This window comes from Acetobacter indonesiensis (assembly GCF_000963945.1).
Classification (GTDB): domain Bacteria; phylum Pseudomonadota; class Alphaproteobacteria; order Acetobacterales; family Acetobacteraceae; genus Acetobacter; species Acetobacter indonesiensis.
The window spans coordinates 1-15199 of record NZ_BAMW01000021.1 but is presented as its reverse complement, the minus strand read 5'-3'; the positions used below and the strand labels follow the sequence as shown (position 1 = coordinate 15199).

Genomic DNA, 15199 nt, shown 5'->3' with positions numbered 1-15199 from the left:
AATTCTCTTTGCCATGCTTTTTTGCGTGGCAAAGAGAACAACAACCAGTTTGGTGGCAGGTGGTCAGTGAAGCAATAAGATGCCTTTTTGACTATCAGGCACAGCGACGTGGAATGTAGGACAGCGTCCGGTCCAGAAGCGTGTCCATATCTGGTTTATGGCAAGGGTCCACGTTGGTCGCAACGTGGGTTCGGGCTCTGTATTTGATGGTATTGGCGGTGCGAAGCGTACCGTCTGACGTGCCAGATTCTTCCATCAAATCCGCAATAGTGATGGAGCGATCAAACGCCGCTTTGACAATGTCGAAGGCCAGACTGTTTACAATGGTTTCGAATTCAGCCTTCCCAAAAGGGGATTGGCAGATTTCAAGTTGGGTTTGGGCCTCGGCATACTGTTTGATGGCGCGACGTGCGTCCAGATGATGGAAATAGCGTTGGTGCCAGCTGCGCGCGCAAGCATGTTCGCGTTCTGCGGCCAGATGTTCGCGCAGATTTTTGCAGACATTTTCACCCGAGCAGTGCGTTGACCATGCGGCCAACCATGCGCTTGCAAAATCAGGATAGCTATAACGGTGCCACTCCGGCTCGGTATTTTTCTGCTGGTTGGCAAAGCGGAAGCTTTTACAGCCATCGACACCATAGAGAATGGTGCGTGCTGAAGTGCTGAATTGATCCCGACCGAGCACCAAAATATGGCCTGAATCCCCACCGTGCATCTGTCGCTGCATGGTAAAAAGATCAAAAAAACATTCGTCATCAATTGACCGGCTGATGTGAGCTTTCACATAGGTCAGAAATAACGGATTTTTCACGCCGGTCAGGCCACGCGGGCAGAAATCAAACCCCCACCAGCGCGACATCTTGACCAGATGAAAGGCAAGCTCATTTCTCAGGCGGGTAAGGGGTTCGTCTGCCTGTCCAGCATCACAGAGCGTTTGAATGGCTTTGAAGCGGCTGAAAAGAATATTGATCTGAGGGATAAAGCCGCGGGTCGGGTTAAAATAATCTAGAAGAACAGACGGTTGTGAGTGCGCCAGATGCCAGTGAGTGTCGTAAACGGTAGCGTCAGTCATCGTGATATTCTCTGCCCATGGCTGGGGGTCAAAAAAGCTGACTTCGTTGGTTGCGGTTAAAGGCGTCAGCTATGGGTGGAGCACACTGTCAGGATTGGGGAAGACGGACGGGATACCGCCGACAGGTGCTCCTGAAACTGCATTTAATGAGAACAACTCTTAATTGCAATTAAAAAATTACCAATGAGTGCGTTTGAAGTGAAAAAAGGGGTGGAAATGCCATGCTTGTGAGCGATGGCAGCCAAGGAAAATTATCGAAGAAGTTGATATATAAAGCAAAGATGCCATTCAGGGTTTGTGAAAATAATTCAATAAAATCAATGTATTATAAATATAATTATTAATTTCGTGAAAGTATGTCCGTATATTTATGGATATAATCACACCGTTTTGTCAATGATCTGCATCAATTTCATGTTGCACAAGAGAACTTAAATAGAGGTTATGCAGTTAGTTGCGGTAAAAAAGGCACGACTATAATGACTCTGGGAAGACGGCAATTTCTACAAGCCTGCGGCACCTGTGCTGCGGGGGCCAGTGCAGTAGCTTTGGGGTTTGCGCCGCCAAAGGCTTACGCTGGTGATTCCCGGCAGTACAAATTGCTGCGCGCAAAAGAGACACGCAACAACTGCACTTACTGTTCGGTCGGGTGTGGGATTCTAATGTACAGTCTGGGTGACGGTGCAAAGAATGCCAAACCCAACATCTTCCATATTGAAGGTGATCCTGACCATCCCGTAAGCCGTGGCTCCCTGTGCCCCAAAGGAGCAGGGCTGGTCGATTTCATTCACAGTGAAGGCCGCCTGAAATACCCTGAATATCGTGCCCCAGGGTCGAAAGAATGGAAGCGTATCAGTTGGGAAGAAGCAACTGACCGCATTGCTAGCCTGCTGAAAGAAGACCGCGACAAAAATTTTATCGAACGGAATGAAAAAGGTCAGACCGTTAACCGGTGGCTAAGTTCTGGTATGTTGGCGTCATCAGCCGCCAGCAATGAAACAGGTGTGCTTGATTTCAAGTTTGCCCGTGCGCTGGGGATGCTGGGGCTGGATTGTCAGGCGCGCGTCTGCCACGCACCGACAGTTTCTGCCTTGGCTCCCACCTTCGGGCGTGGGGCGATGACCAACAACTGGGTCGATATCAAGAATGCGAACGTCGTCCTGATTATGGGCGGCAACCCGGCTGAAGCACACCCTGTGGGTTTCAAGTGGGTTATGGAAGCCAAGATCCGCAACGGCGCGAAGGTCATGGTGGTTGACCCACGCTTTAACCGAAGCGCGGCCGTTGCCGATTTTTATACCCCCATCCGGGCGGGTGCGGATGCGGCGTTTATGCTGGGCGTTGTCAACTACCTGCTGACGCACGACAAAATTCAGCATGAGTATGTTAAGGCCTATACCAACGCAGCCCTGATTGTTCGCGAAGACTATGAATTTAATGACGGGCTTTTCAGCGGCTACGACGCAGAGAAACGTGCTTATGACAAAAGCTCGTGGACGTATGAGCGTGATGAAAAGGGCTTTGCCAAGCAGGACCCCACACTTCAGAACCCACGTTGTGTTCTGAACCTGTTGCGTAAGCACGTTGAGCGTTACACGCCAGAAATGGTGACGAAGCTTTGCGGCACGCCAGTAAAAGACTTCCTGCATGTCTGCGAAGAACTGGCACGCACCAGTGCGCCTGACCTGACATCGACGTTCCTGTTTGCGCTGGGATGGACACACCATACCAGTGGGTCTCAGGTTATTCGGTCTGCGGCCATGGTTCAGCTTCTGCTGGGCAATATTGGTATGCCGGGAGGTGGTATGAACGCCCTGCGTGGGCATTCCAACATTCAGGGCTATACCGACCTTGGTCTGCTTTCTTTGCGGTTGCCGGGTTATATGAACCTGCCGTCTGAAAAGCAGCCTGACATTGCAACTTACCTGAAAGAAACCACACCAGCCACGGATGTGCCGGGACAGGTCAACTATTGGCATCACACGCCAAAGTTTTTTGTCAGCCTGATGAAAACCCTGTGGGGTGAGCACGCCACGGCTGAAAATAGCTGGGGCTATGACTGGTTGCCCAAATGGGACCGCAGTTACGACATGCTGGCCTATATTGACCTGATGTATCAGGGCAAAGTGAACGGCTATATTGCGCAGGGCTTTAACCCGCTTGCCGCCATGCCAGATAAAAACAAGACGGCACAGGCACTGGCAAAACTGAAGTTCCTTGTCGTGATTGATCCTTTGGCTACGGAAACAGGGTCCTTCTGGCAGAACGAGGGTGTCTATAACGATGTGAAGACAGAAGACATTCAGACCGAAGTCTTCCGTCTACCGTCTTCCTGCTTTGCTGAAGAAAACGGTTCCATCGTCAATTCAGGTCGTTGGTTGCAGTGGCATTTTGCTGGCGCGGAACCGCCGGGCGAAGCATGGCAGGACGGGAAAATTCTTGGCACCATCTTCACTAAAATCCGCGATCTTTATCGCAAAGAAGGCGGGGTATGCCCAGAACCAGTGCTGAATATGCAGTGGAACTACCGAGACCCTGAAGACCCAACGCCGGAAGAAGTCGCCAAGGAATCAAACGGCTATGCACTGGCTGACCTGGTGGATGATCAGGGCAAAGTCATAGTGAAAAAAGGCCAGTTGCTGCCTGATTTCTCCGTCATGAAAGATGACGGCACAACGTCGAGTTTCACATGGATTTTTGCTGGTTCCTGGACAGAAGCCGGCAACCAGATGGCGCGTCGCGATAATACGGATACCGGCTTGGGCTGCACGCCAGGCTGGGCGTGGGCATGGCCTGCTAACCGCCGTATTCTTTATAACCGTGCGTCACTTGATCCGGCTGGTCATCCTTGGGACCCGAAACGCCAGATTCTGGAGTGGACAGGTGAGCGCTGGAAGGGCGCTGACGTGCCGGATTATCCCGTCACATCGCCACCGGGAAGCGGCGTCAGCCCGTTCATCATGCAGCCGGATGGGGTAGGGCGTCTGTTTGCCTGCGGTGGCATGACGGATGGTCCGTTCCCTGAGCAGTATGAACCAACGGAATCTCCGCTTGAGAATAATCCGTTGCATCCAGCTGTGTCTTATAACCCGACGGCACGCGTGCTGAAGGATGATCGGGCACGGATGGGATCCCCCAAAAATTTCCCGTACGTGGCGACAACCTATTCCATTACCGAGCTTTTCCGTCACTGGACCAAGCATTCACGCCTGAATGCAATTATCCAGCCTGAACAGTTTGTGGAAATTGGTGAAAAACTGGCAGAAAAGCTTCATATTTCCGCAGGGGATATGGTGAAGGTCTCTTCTGCCCGTGGTTACATTGAAGCCAAGGCTGTGGTCACCAAGCGTATCAAGACCCTGAACGTCATGGGGCGTGATCTCGATCAGATCGGCATTCCGTGCCACTGGGGGTTTAGGGGGGCAACCCGTAAGGGCTATCTGGCCAATACTCTTAGCCCTGCTGTCGGGGATGCGAACTCCCAGACACCAGAGTTCAAAGCCTTCCTTGTTAACGTAGAAAAAGTCTGAGGTGCGCGATGAGCATGCAGTCACAGGATATCATCAAGCGCTCTGCCACCAATGGCATGACGCCCGCGCCACAGGCCCGCAGCCATCAGGAAGAAGTTGCGAAGCTGATTGACGTCTCCCTTTGCACTGGGTGCAAGGGGTGTCAGGTCGCCTGTTCTGAATGGAACGACCTACGTGACGAAGTAGGGCATAACGTCGGGGTGTATGACAACCCTGCCGACCTGACGCCTGAAACGTGGACCGTCATTCGGTTTGACGAATATGAAGACGAAAGCGGCAAGCTGGAATGGCTTTTACGCAAAGAAGGCTGCATGCATTGTGCAGACCCCGGATGCCTGAAAGCCTGCCCAAGCCCCGGCGCAATTGTACAGTTTGCCAACGGCATTGTTGATTTCCAGTCTGATCAGTGCATCGGGTGTGGTTACTGCGTTGCCGGCTGCCCGTTTGATGTGCCGCGTATCAGCAAGAAAGATAACAAAGCCTATAAATGCACCCTGTGTGCGGACCGTGTGGCCGTTGGGCAGGAGCCTGCTTGCGTCAAAACCTGCCCGACAGGTGCAATCGCCTTCGGTTCCAAGGCGGATATGAAGCAGCTTGCGGCCAATCGCGTTGAAGAACTGAAAAGCCGTGGCCATGACGGCGCAGGTCTTTATGACCCGGAAGGCGTTGGCGGTACGCACGTCATGTATGTGCTGACCCACGCTGACACACCGCAGATTTATCACCGTTTGCCGAAAGACCCTTATATCAGTCCGGTTGTGCGCGGGTGGAAAGAGTGGCTTAAACCCGTGGGGGCATTGGGCTTTATTGCAACGCTCGCAGCCTCTTTCGCCCATTATGTGGGTGTTGGTCCGAACACGACTGACGAAGATGAGCACCCGGCAGAGCCCCCCAAAGAACTGGCGGATGCAGACGCGTCTGCTCCACAGCACCCTGCGGATAGCCGTCCGGAAGGGAGGGAATAATTATGGACACCAAAAATTCGATTCTACGCACCAAGTTCTTTGACCGTATGTGTCACTGGACAATGGTAGCTTGCTTCTTTCTGGTAGCCATGTCCGGCCTTTCCTGGTTTTTCCCCAGCCTGAACTGGATGGGGAGCGTTCTGGGAACACCGCAGACAGCACGCATTCTGCACCCTTTCCTTGGTACAGTCGTTTTCCTTCTATTGGTGGTGATGTTCTTCCGTTTTGTGCATCATAACCTTCTGGTGCGCACAGACGGTATCTGGTTTCGGCATGTGCTCGATGTTCTGATGAACAAGCATGGGCAGAAGCTCCGAATCGGGAAATACAACGCCGGCCAGAAGCTGCTGTTCTGGGGTATTATGTCCTTGATCTCGGTATTGTTCTTTACGGGGATTGTTGCGTGGCGGGCCTATTTTGCCGCTTATTTCCCCATTCCGGTTATTCGGCTTGCCTTGCTGGCGCATGCCTGTGCCGGTCTAGGGCTTATTCTGCTGGTGATTGGGCATATCTATATGGGTATCTGGGTACGCGGGTCTATCACTGGCATGTTGACCGGTTATGTCTCACGCGCCTGGGCCAAACAGCACCACGACAGATGGTATGATGAAGAAGTCAATCCGTCCTCTGATGCGCCAGTCAAACACCACTAATGCGCAATAACTTTTCTGATATACCGCCGCTTGATAAGACTGTTCCCGGTGTTCAGGCTATTGAGCAACTTCTCCAGCCTCGTCTTCACGTCCTTTATCGCAGGCGGGCCGAACGCCTGCGTGTGCTGGATAGTGCAGACGGTGGCTCAGATGAGGTTTCATCAAGCTATCTGGGTTTTGCTGCGCGTTTAGTTGAAGAGCAGGCCCGCTTTGTAGAAGAAACACCCTTGAGTGCTGAACAGGCGATGCCGATCAGTGCTTTGTTGGGTGACGGGTTATCTGCCGCAGAAAAACCTTCAGTCTCATTGCTGGAAAGTTCTGTTTACTGGCAGGATGCGTTCAAAGCCTTTGTACGCATCCTTAGCCCGCAGATGCCACAGCAGATTGCGGCCAGCCTACATGATCTGACCCAAAGTGATAAGGCCACTCTTGCGGCAAAAGCCTCCGCACTTCTGAATGGAACATATGAAGACGTAGAAGCCGGTGCCTCAGTTTTTCTATGGGCCGGGTTGTCTGTTTTCTGGTCACAGGCTGTTGCTTTGGCGCAGCCACATGGGGCAGGGGAGGAAGCTCCTGTCAGCCACGGTGCCTCTTGTCCGTGCTGCGGTGCACCTGCTTCTGGTGGGTTGGTGCTGACGGGTGACCGTGAGGGCTTGCGCTATTTGCAGTGTAGCTTGTGTGAAACACGGTGGCATAAAGTCCGTGCGGCCTGCACTATGTGTGGCGGTACCGAGCATGTCGATTACTGGTCTTTTGACACGACCGATGCCCCCATTCAGGTTGAAACCTGTGGGGACTGTCACGGCTATATAAAACTGTTTCGCCAGGACCGTGATCCTGACTTGGAAGTTGTGGCCGATGATCTCGCGTCACTAGGACTGGATGCCGCTTTAGAAGAACAGGGCTTCATCCGCGCGGCGCTTAATCCTTTCTCTTTTCCTTCACGTTAAGTGCGTTGGCGAAAAGTCTCACGAACATCTAAGGCCCGATATAGAACAGGGTACGCTTTATTGATTTCCACCAGCCCTTATTTTTGCTTTTGATACTCTATCAAGGGCTGGTGAATGATCATTCCATAAAGAAGAATACACAGGTAGCTATGCGAAACATGTTCACGGGCATGGTTGATTATGCCACAGCCTTGCAACTGATTTTAGCCTGTGTCGCTCCAGAACGAGAGCACCATGACGTTCTGCCACTATCCCAACTGTCAGGCCGTATTGCTGCGCAAGATATTCTTGCCAAGGAGCCTCGGCCTGTTGCCGATATCTCAGCGATGGACGGCTATGCTTTTTCACACGCGGCAATGGCTTCGGCATCTGCAGGATTGCCTGTTGTAGGCCAAAGCGTCGCCGGGGACATGCCTGCTCCCATACCATCTGGTGCAGCCTTAGCTATCCTAACCGGATCACGCATTCCCTCTGGCGCAGATTGCGTGATGGCGGGTGAACGTATGCAGTATGATGAGCATACAGGTCTTGTTAAACCCCTCCAGACTTTGGCAGCGCAGGGTGCTAATATTCGCAAGGCGGGTGAAGAATTTACGCAAGGCACGGTGTTGGTGCAGCGCGGTCAGGTTCTGGATTGGCGACATATTGCGCTCATGGCGTCGCAAGGAATGACGCATGGTCACGTCATGAAGCCGATAAATGTCGCAATTATTGCTAACGGAGCCGAATTGGCACCAGACGCCGCAGATAGCCGGACAGATTCAAACACGCCCATGCTTGCGGCAATGGTGGCTTCTGTTGGTGCTGAGAGCCAAACCTATCAAGTTTATTCAGATGATGCAGAAGAACTAGAGAAGGCTCTTTCTAAGGCGTGGAACGCTGCGGATGTTATTGTGACAACGGGCGGTATCTCCGTTGGCAATACAGACAATGTTCTCGACGCCCTGAAAAATATTGGCGCGGAAACAGTTTTTCGGGGTGTGAAAATTCGTCCGGGTAAACCGCTTTCAGTCATGCAACGTGCCGGAAAACTCGCCTTTTGTCTTCCGGGCAACCCGGGGGCATCCGCTATATGTGCCTTGGCTTTTCTGTTACCATATCTTCGTGCTGCTATGGGTAAGAGCAACGGCATGACTTTGCAGCCTGGGGTTGTTGATTTCGATTTTAACCCGGTATGTGACACCACCCACTTTGTGCCCGTCAGGTGTCTGCCCAGCCAGAACGGATGGCAGATATCGCACGTTTCATCGGTTGGCGCTTCTGACATTCGGGTCTTTACACAAGCAACCGCACTTCTTCGCGTTGATGCAGAAAAGCCAGTTGTTTCTGGGCAGGTCTGCTGGGTTTTGCCACTTCAATCCAGATGAAAAACGTAGGCATGCCGGAGAGCAAACTCTGCAATGGCAGATGTGTCATCTAGATTGAGCGTCATAAGACTGGCTGCAATCATAGCAGGTGTTGTTGTCGCGACGGCAATAATGTTGGTTTGCGTGTGAAAAAGGGCATCCTTGCCCACTTCCGGTCGGAAGACCTCAATCGTCGCAGGGACGTCAGCATGAAACCCTTCAACAACAACCAGATCAACGCGGCTCATACGTCGTAAAAGATCGGGCAGGGTAGGGGGTGTCTCCGGGGGGCTGTGCTGTAGAACCCACCGTTCTGGCGTCGCTAGCATGACCTCTGATGCACCTGCTTGACGGTGGATGAAGGAATCCTTGCCGGGTTTATCAATGTCTATGTGATGATGCGTATGTTTTATAGTTGAGACCCTCAGACCTCGTGCTTTGAGCAGAGGAAGCAGGCGTGCCATTAAATGCGTTTTGCCTGACCCACTGCGGCCGACCAGCCCTATAACGGCTTGTTGAGAGGCGGACGGCATCATTAGCTCCAAACATGATTGAACATGATTTTTTCATATCATGACAGGGGCGTAGCCCGAATACGGAAGCTGAAAGAATAATCCGCAGGGAAAGCTTGGCAGCTTGGGGCGTTAGAGAGGTAGGAACGCAAGAAACAAAGGTTGCCGAAAATGGGGTATTTGCAAAACGGCATCTGGCGCTCCACACAGGGGCTCGTGCGGGATAGCGAGGAGGAAGGCAGCTTCAAGCGTCAACCCTCGCAATTTCGTCACTGGGTAACATCAGATGGACGTGCAGGCCCCACAGGCGATGGAGGGTTCAGGGCGGAGGCCGGACGGTATCATCTTTATGTGTCGCTTGCCTGTCCGTGGGCGCATCGCACTTTGATTTTCAGGCAGATCAAGGGACTTACCAGCCATATCGGACTATCTGTCACACATTGGTTGATGGGAGAAAAAGGGTGGAGTTTTGAGGCGGCTGACGGAGTGCAGCCTGATACCGTGAACGGCGCAACTTACCTTTATGAGCTCTACCAACGAGCAGACCCGACATATACAGGCAATGTTACCGTGCCCGTATTGTGGGACAAACACAAAGAGACAATCGTTAGTAATGAATCCGCCGATATCATTCGTATGATGAATAGTGCCTTTAATGATGTTGGGGCACGGGATGGCGATTACTATCCAATAGCTTTACGCAGCACGATAGATGCTTTTAATCAGCGTATTTACGGCAATTTGAATAATGGCGTGTATAAAGCTGGCTTTGCGACATCCCAAAGGGCTTATGAAAACGCCCTGCAAGGCGTGTTTGCCACGCTGGACTGGCTTGAAGACCATTTGCGCGGCAAGCGCTGGCTTGTGGGGGAGCAGCTGACCGAAGCAGATTGGCGTCTTTTCACCACATTGATCCGTTTTGATGCGGTGTATGTAGGGCATTTCAAATGTAACTTGCGGCGCTTGTGTGATTATCCGCTTCTAAGCAGCTACTTACGGAGACTATATGATGTGCCGGGAGTGGCAGACACGATAAATTTTTCTCACATCAAAAATCATTATTATCTTAGTCATCCGTGGATTAACCCGACTGGCATTGTCCCGATGGGGCCAGAACCTCATTTTGGGAGGCCAAATGCCAGAAGGTTGCAGGGCACAAAGGAACAGAAAGCAGAATGACAGAACATAATTTTACAGAAGTCTTGCAAATTCAGGATGAGAGAGAGCGTCGCATCGAACTGTTAATCTTGCGATTGCCAGAGAAAGTACAGCCGTCAGTCAGGTGGATGCGAAAACCAGAAGCAAAATGGGCGCGTATTCCCGCAGGTTTTTTGCTGATTTGTGGAGGGTGCCTCTCTATCCTGCCTGTATTGGGCCTTTGGATGCTGCCATTAGGGATTATGTTGCTGGCTGAAGATGTCGCATTTCTGCGGCGCTTGACCGACAAGGCGCTGGCTTGGGTCGAGCGGCGTAAGCCCCAGTGGATGGGTTTGGAAGCTGCGCAGGGTAAATGATGCGCGCAGTAGCGTATATCGTGACGAACTGTGCATAACTCTGATGCAGGGTCGGGTTTCGCATAGTCCGCTACGGGGCGGTATACTGTTCTTATGACAAACTCTTTTGATGCCCCTGTTGATGCCCTTGTATCCTCCCGGTCTTTCATTTGTGTTCGCGGTGCGCGTGAACACAATCTGAAGAACGTCGATGTAGACTTGCCACGCGATCAGTTGGTGGTTTTTACCGGGGTTTCCGGGTCAGGGAAATCTTCTCTGGCATTTGGCACCATTTATGCCGAAGCACAGCGTCGGTATCTTGAATCTGTCTCACCGTACGCCCGGCGACTGTTTAACCAGATGCCAGTGCCTGCCGTTGCCAGTATTGAAGGGCTGCCACCTGCTGTGGCGTTACAGCAGCAACGCGGGGGAAGCAGCGGTCGGTCAACTGTAGGGAGTGTTACGACGCTCTCTAATCTGTTGCGCATGTTGTATTCGCGGGCAGGGACATACCCTAAGGGAATGCCGCAGCTTGAGGCGGAATCTTTCTCACCCAATACCCCTATGGGGGCTTGTCCGCGGTGTCATGGTTTGGGCAGCATTTATGATGTGACCGAGAAAACACTTGTGCCGGATGATACTTTGACCATCAGGCAAAGGGCGGTAGCAGCGTGGCCGACAGCATGGCAGGGCCAAAATCTGCGGGATATTCTGATTACGCGCGGTGTGGATGTTGATACGCCGTGGAAGAATTTACCTCAAAAAACACGGGACTGGATTTTATATACAGAAGAAACGCCCACAGAACCGGTTTATCCTGGACGCACTCATGCTGAGGTTCTGGCAGCTATAAAGCGGGGGGACCCGGCAGACTATAACGGCACATTCACAGGTGCCCGCCGCTATGTGTTGCAGACATTTACCAAGTCTCAAAGCGCCAAGATGCGTGCACGGGCCGCATCTTTTATGGTCGGTTCCGTATGCCCGTTATGCAATGGGCAACGGCTGAACCCGGATGCGTTGAAGGTGACTTTTGGCGGCCAGAACATAGCAGAGTTTTCAGCGCACCCTTTGAAGCATATTGCGCAGGCACTCTCAGAAATTCTTCCGTCACTATCGGCGGAGACAGCAGTGGGAATTGCTGCCGAAGGCATTGTTAGCGCACTGATTGACCGAATAGCTGTGTTGCTTGATCTGGGGCTTGGGTATCTGCAACTCAGTCGAAGCGTTCAGACATTATCGCCCGGCGAATATCAACGCCTGCGTTTGGGCACTCAAATTCGATCAAACTTGTTCGGCGTTGTTTATGTGCTTGATGAGCCAAGTTCTGGCCTGCACCCGGTCGATACGCAGGCTCTCCTGCGGGCGTTAGACGGATTGCTGAAAGCCGGGAATTCTCTTTTGGTGGTTGAACATAATCCCGATGTTATTCGGCAGGCTCAATGGTTGGTCGATGTCGGACCCGCAGCGGGCGAGCACGGTGGTCAGGTGCTTTACAGTGGGGCAACCGAGGGTTTGAAGAATATTCAGGAGTCTCAAACTCGGCGCTATCTTTTTGATAAGCCCACCCCGCGGCTTCATCCTCCGCGCAAGCCGGAACATTTTCTTACCTTGGCGCATGTGACGTGGAATAACCTGCAAGATCTTACTGTGTCGCTTCCGCTGGGTGTGTTGGTCGCTGTGACGGGTGTTTCTGGTTCCGGAAAATCCAGCCTGATTGAGCAGGCATTGGTCTCTATTCTCTCCCGTGCTCTGGGGCAGTCTGTGCCTGTTGAGGAAAATGAAGGGAATGAAGGCGGATTTGATTTGGCGCGTGAAAACGCTCCAAAGGGTTGTGTTGCGTCCGGGTTGGATGCTGTGCGTCGGTTGGTTGTTATAGATCAGAAACCCATCGGTCGGACACCGCGCTCTAATCTGGCAACCTATACAGGCTTATTTGACCAGATAAGACAGTTGTTTGCGGCCACGCCTGAAGCAAAAAAACGCAAATTCGATGCCGGATGGTTTTCGTTCAATGTCGCGAAAGGGCGCTGCCCGAAGTGCGAGGGTGTTGGCTCGGTTATGGTCGAGCTTTTATTCCTGCCAAGCGTGTACGCACCATGCCCGGAATGTCATGGGTCTCGATACAAATCTGACGTGCTTGCGGTAACATTCCGGGGCAAAACGATAGCCGACATTCTGGCCATGAGTGTCGATGAAGCCTGCGATTTCTTTGCAGAGGAAAGCAGTCTGGCGCATGGCTTCCAGACCCTGAAAGATGGTGGGTTAGGGTATTTACGGCTTGGGCAGCCTGCGACAGAACTTTCAGGGGGCGAAGCCCAGCGGGTCAAACTGGCAACCGAATTACAAAAACGCCGTTCGGGCCATATCTTATATGTGCTGGATGAACCGACAACGGGCCTTCATCCAGCTGATGTTGACCGTTTGCTCAAACAGCTACAGGCGCTGGTGAACCAAAATAGCAGCGTGGTGTTGGCTGAACATAACATGCGTCTGGTGGCTGCCTGTGACTGGGTCATTGATATGGGGCCGGGGGCAGGCGAGGAAGGAGGCCAGATTGTTGCCAGCGGCACACCCGATGACGTTTCTATGAATCCTGACAGTCGTACGGCACCATTCCTTGCCCAGTATGTAAACTAAGGTAGGGTTGATTACAGGTAGACTGACGTAGGGCGCATTTATCTGCCCGAAACGGAATTAAGGATAAGTCATTTCATGGCAAATCAGACTTTCAAGCAAAAACGTTCTTTCAATGCCCTCGTTATGGCGGGGGTAGTTGGCCTGTCATTAAGTGCTTGTGCAACGCCTGACACCAAACCCGTTGCGCCGCCTGCACAAACAGCAGGGCAGTTAGTGAACAGCGCGCCGCTCGACGCTGGTTTGAGTTTGCCAGATGCTGGCAAATCGCTTCGGATCACCTATCTGTCCACCAATGGTATTACTGGCTCTGGTTTGGTGCCGGTGACGGCTGAAGTGATTTTCCCCAAAGGGGAGGCTCCGGCTGGGGGATGGCCGATTGTTGCCTGGTCCCATGGAACAGTGGGGATTGCCGATAGCTGTGCTCCGTCGCTTCATCCCTATACTGAACGGAATAAGGCCTATCTGACAGCATGGTTAAATCGCGGCTTTGCTATTGTCGCGACAGATTATCAAGGCTTGGGAGGAGAAGGACCCCATCCTTATCTGAACGTGCGGACGGAAGCTTATAGTGTGCTTGATTCTATCCGCGCAGCACTGGCTGGTGTTCCGGGGTTGCAGAACAAGGTTATGTTGGTGGGGCAATCTCAAGGGGCAGGGGCTGCTTTTGGGGCGGCTGCCTATGCTCCCGACTATGCGCCTTCACTTGATATTCGCGGTACAGTTGCCACTGGCATCCCTTACATGACGCCTGAAGTACTCAAGATGCTTTTGACGCAAAAAGAGCATACATCGTCCAAAGCCAAGAAGGCGATCAAACAGCAAGACCCTGTTGTGGCGTATGCTTTGCTTCTTGGGGCTTCTTTGGGGAATATCGATCCTGACTTCAAGCCTGATGAAGCGTTTACAGCAAAAGCAATGCCTGCTTACCAATCAGCATCCAAGGTGTGCCTTGGTCCCTTGATGGCGCAGATAAAAGAAGACGGTCTGACACGGAAAAATACCCTTCAACCGACCTTCGGTAAAGCGCTCAGCCCGGTATTCCAGGGAATGATGTACCCAACGCTTGCCTTGAAGCAGCCTCTGTTCGTGGGCACAGGTTCTGCGGATATTGATGTCGCCGCCAGCTCACAGCAGGCTTTGGTTAAGGCGGCTTGTGCAGCAGGGGCAACGGTACAAGCGCATGTTTATAAAGGTTTGGACCACTCTCAAACCGTCTTGGCATCTCTGCTTGACTCTGCGGCCTTTACCAAGGCAGTCATGGATGGGCTGCCTGTGACAGGCAACTGCGCGGCTTCAGCACACTAAAGGTGGATCGTTCTGTGAGTAGCTTTCCTCCTGGTTTGCTTCGATAGGAAAGTTACTCACATTAATCCAGTCTAGCGGGTAGCCTTGCCTGCTCCCAACCGTTCCCGTGCCAGTGGCAAGATATAGTCGCGGGTAAGGGGAGCCAACGTGATTGTTGGCGGAGAAAAAGGATCAATCCAGAGCGCTTCCTCAATTTCGGCTTGAGGAGAGAATTGCTGGTTGGTCGCAACAAAGAAGCAGTCAGCTTCCACATAACGACCGGGCTCATTGGCAGCTGGGGCCCGGAAAAAACCAATATATTCAGGTGACCCGTCAGGTAAGGGGAGCGAAAGTTCTTCAACTAATTCGCGGCGCAGAGTTTGTTCTGCGGTTTCTCCCGTGTCTATCTTTCCGCCTGCTTGCATGAAAGCCGCGGCCCCAGCTTTTCTGACAAGCAAGACGTAACCTTGCGGGTTTACGATAAGCGCTGTTGCAATACGGATAACGGTATCAGCGTCAGGTGATGGCAAGAGATCCTCCTCAATGTGGGCAACAGTCTTCGCTACTTAAAAGGATTTCTGAGCATATTTGAACAGCATAAAAGTGGTTCGCCTTTAGGGAAGGCAAAAGCCACAAAAATATAAATTAACGAGATGTAATGTGAGGAATGGCCGGTTAGATCATTGTTTTTGAGGCATAAACGGCTGTTTTCTGGGTTTTTTGGTGATTTTTGTGGTGGTGTTGACAGTGTTGT

General features: G+C 52.2%; 13 protein-coding genes. 9 read left to right on the top strand and 4 right to left on the bottom strand.

Features of this window, described 5'->3' with window-relative positions; all coding sequences use genetic code 11:
* Positions 1-94 precede the first annotated feature (94 nt).
* Positions 95-1072 carry a hypothetical protein gene (locus Abin_RS06905; protein ID WP_048845630.1) on the bottom strand — a complete coding sequence of 326 codons (978 nt, stop codon included), beginning with the start codon at positions 1070-1072 and terminating at the stop codon, positions 95-97.
* A 479-nt stretch (positions 1073-1551) separates the two neighbouring features.
* Between Abin_RS06905 and fdnG the strand changes: the two genes are divergently transcribed.
* From fdnG to Abin_RS06880, 5 genes are all read left to right on the top strand, one after another.
* Positions 1552-4602 (top strand): formate dehydrogenase-N subunit alpha, encoded by a 3051-nt coding sequence (gene fdnG / locus Abin_RS06900; protein ID WP_084593515.1) that lies wholly within the window; start codon positions 1552-1554, stop codon positions 4600-4602.
* An 8-nt stretch (positions 4603-4610) separates the two neighbouring features.
* Positions 4611-5567 (top strand): formate dehydrogenase subunit beta, encoded by a 957-nt coding sequence (gene fdxH, locus Abin_RS06895; protein ID WP_048845629.1) that lies wholly within the window; start codon positions 4611-4613, stop codon positions 5565-5567.
* 2 nt (positions 5568-5569) lie between these two features.
* A complete protein-coding gene (locus Abin_RS06890) occupies positions 5570-6220 on the top strand; it encodes a formate dehydrogenase subunit gamma (protein ID WP_048845628.1) in 651 nt (216 codons plus the stop codon).
* Positions 6220-7170: a formate dehydrogenase accessory protein FdhE gene (gene fdhE / locus Abin_RS06885; RefSeq protein ID WP_048845627.1), complete on the top strand. Its 951-nt coding sequence runs from the start codon at positions 6220-6222 to the stop codon at positions 7168-7170. The genes Abin_RS06890 and fdhE overlap by 1 nt, the downstream gene beginning before the upstream one ends.
* A 149-nt stretch (positions 7171-7319) precedes the next feature.
* A complete protein-coding gene (locus tag Abin_RS06880; RefSeq protein WP_048845626.1) occupies positions 7320-8537 on the top strand; it encodes a molybdopterin molybdotransferase MoeA in 1218 nt (405 codons plus the stop codon).
* On the opposite strand, the gene mobB is transcribed toward Abin_RS06880, so the two are convergent.
* Positions 8525-9049, bottom strand: coding sequence for a molybdopterin-guanine dinucleotide biosynthesis protein B (gene mobB, locus Abin_RS06875; RefSeq protein ID WP_048845662.1), 525 nt, complete (start codon positions 9047-9049; stop codon positions 8525-8527). The two genes, Abin_RS06880 and mobB, sit on opposite strands and share 13 nt — an antisense overlap.
* 150 nt (positions 9050-9199) lie before the next feature.
* Here mobB and Abin_RS06870 point away from each other — a divergent pair, with 150 nt between their 5' ends.
* The 4 genes from Abin_RS06870 to Abin_RS06855 all read left to right on the top strand — a co-directional run bounded on the left by Abin_RS06870 (position 9200) and on the right by Abin_RS06855 (position 14466).
* Positions 9200-10207, top strand: coding sequence for a glutathione S-transferase family protein (locus tag Abin_RS06870; RefSeq protein ID WP_048845625.1), 1008 nt, complete (start codon positions 9200-9202; stop codon positions 10205-10207).
* The gene (locus Abin_RS06865) at positions 10204-10542 is read left to right on the top strand and encodes a hypothetical protein (RefSeq protein WP_048845624.1); all 339 of its coding nucleotides are present in this window, start codon (positions 10204-10206) and stop codon (positions 10540-10542) included. Before Abin_RS06870 ends, Abin_RS06865 begins: the two co-directional genes overlap by 4 nt.
* A gap of 93 nt (positions 10543-10635) precedes the next feature.
* Positions 10636-13161 carry an excinuclease ABC subunit UvrA gene (locus tag Abin_RS06860; RefSeq protein WP_048845623.1) on the top strand — a complete coding sequence of 842 codons (2526 nt, stop codon included), beginning with the start codon at positions 10636-10638 and terminating at the stop codon, positions 13159-13161.
* Between the two features lie 123 nt (positions 13162-13284).
* Positions 13285-14466 (top strand): lipase family protein, encoded by a 1182-nt coding sequence (locus Abin_RS06855; RefSeq protein WP_086660251.1) that lies wholly within the window; start codon positions 13285-13287, stop codon positions 14464-14466.
* A 71-nt stretch (positions 14467-14537) separates the two neighbouring features.
* On the opposite strand, the gene Abin_RS06850 is transcribed toward Abin_RS06855, so the two are convergent.
* Positions 14538-14975 (bottom strand): NUDIX hydrolase, encoded by a 438-nt coding sequence (locus tag Abin_RS06850; protein WP_048845621.1) that lies wholly within the window; start codon positions 14973-14975, stop codon positions 14538-14540.
* 32 nt (positions 14976-15007) lie between these two features.
* On the bottom strand, positions 15008-15199 hold a 192-nt coding region (locus tag Abin_RS15615; protein WP_048845620.1), incomplete at its 5' end, for a hypothetical protein.

Bases quoted from the DNA above. Each gene is read 5' to 3' on its own strand.
- Abin_RS06870 (WP_048845625.1), top strand. From the start codon at position 9,200: ATGGGGTATTTGCAAAACGGCATCTGGCGCTCCACACAGGGGCTCGTG.
- Abin_RS06905 (WP_048845630.1), bottom strand. From the start codon at position 1,072: ATGACTGACGCTACCGTTTACGACACTCACTGGCATCTGGCGCACTCA.
- Abin_RS06890 (WP_048845628.1), top strand. From the start codon at position 5,570: ATGGACACCAAAAATTCGATTCTACGCACCAAGTTCTTTGACCGTATG.
- Abin_RS06865 (WP_048845624.1), top strand. From the start codon at position 10,204: ATGACAGAACATAATTTTACAGAAGTCTTGCAAATTCAGGATGAGAGA.
- mobB (WP_048845662.1), bottom strand. From the start codon at position 9,049: ATGCCGTCCGCCTCTCAACAAGCCGTTATAGGGCTGGTCGGCCGCAGT.
- fdnG (WP_084593515.1), top strand. From the start codon at position 1,552: ATGACTCTGGGAAGACGGCAATTTCTACAAGCCTGCGGCACCTGTGCT.
- fdhE (WP_048845627.1), top strand. From the start codon at position 6,220: ATGCGCAATAACTTTTCTGATATACCGCCGCTTGATAAGACTGTTCCC.
- fdxH (WP_048845629.1), top strand. From the start codon at position 4,611: ATGAGCATGCAGTCACAGGATATCATCAAGCGCTCTGCCACCAATGGC.
- Abin_RS06855 (WP_086660251.1), top strand. From the start codon at position 13,285: ATGGCGGGGGTAGTTGGCCTGTCATTAAGTGCTTGTGCAACGCCTGAC.
- Abin_RS06880 (WP_048845626.1), top strand. From the start codon at position 7,320: ATGCGAAACATGTTCACGGGCATGGTTGATTATGCCACAGCCTTGCAA.
- Abin_RS06860 (WP_048845623.1), top strand. From the start codon at position 10,636: ATGACAAACTCTTTTGATGCCCCTGTTGATGCCCTTGTATCCTCCCGG.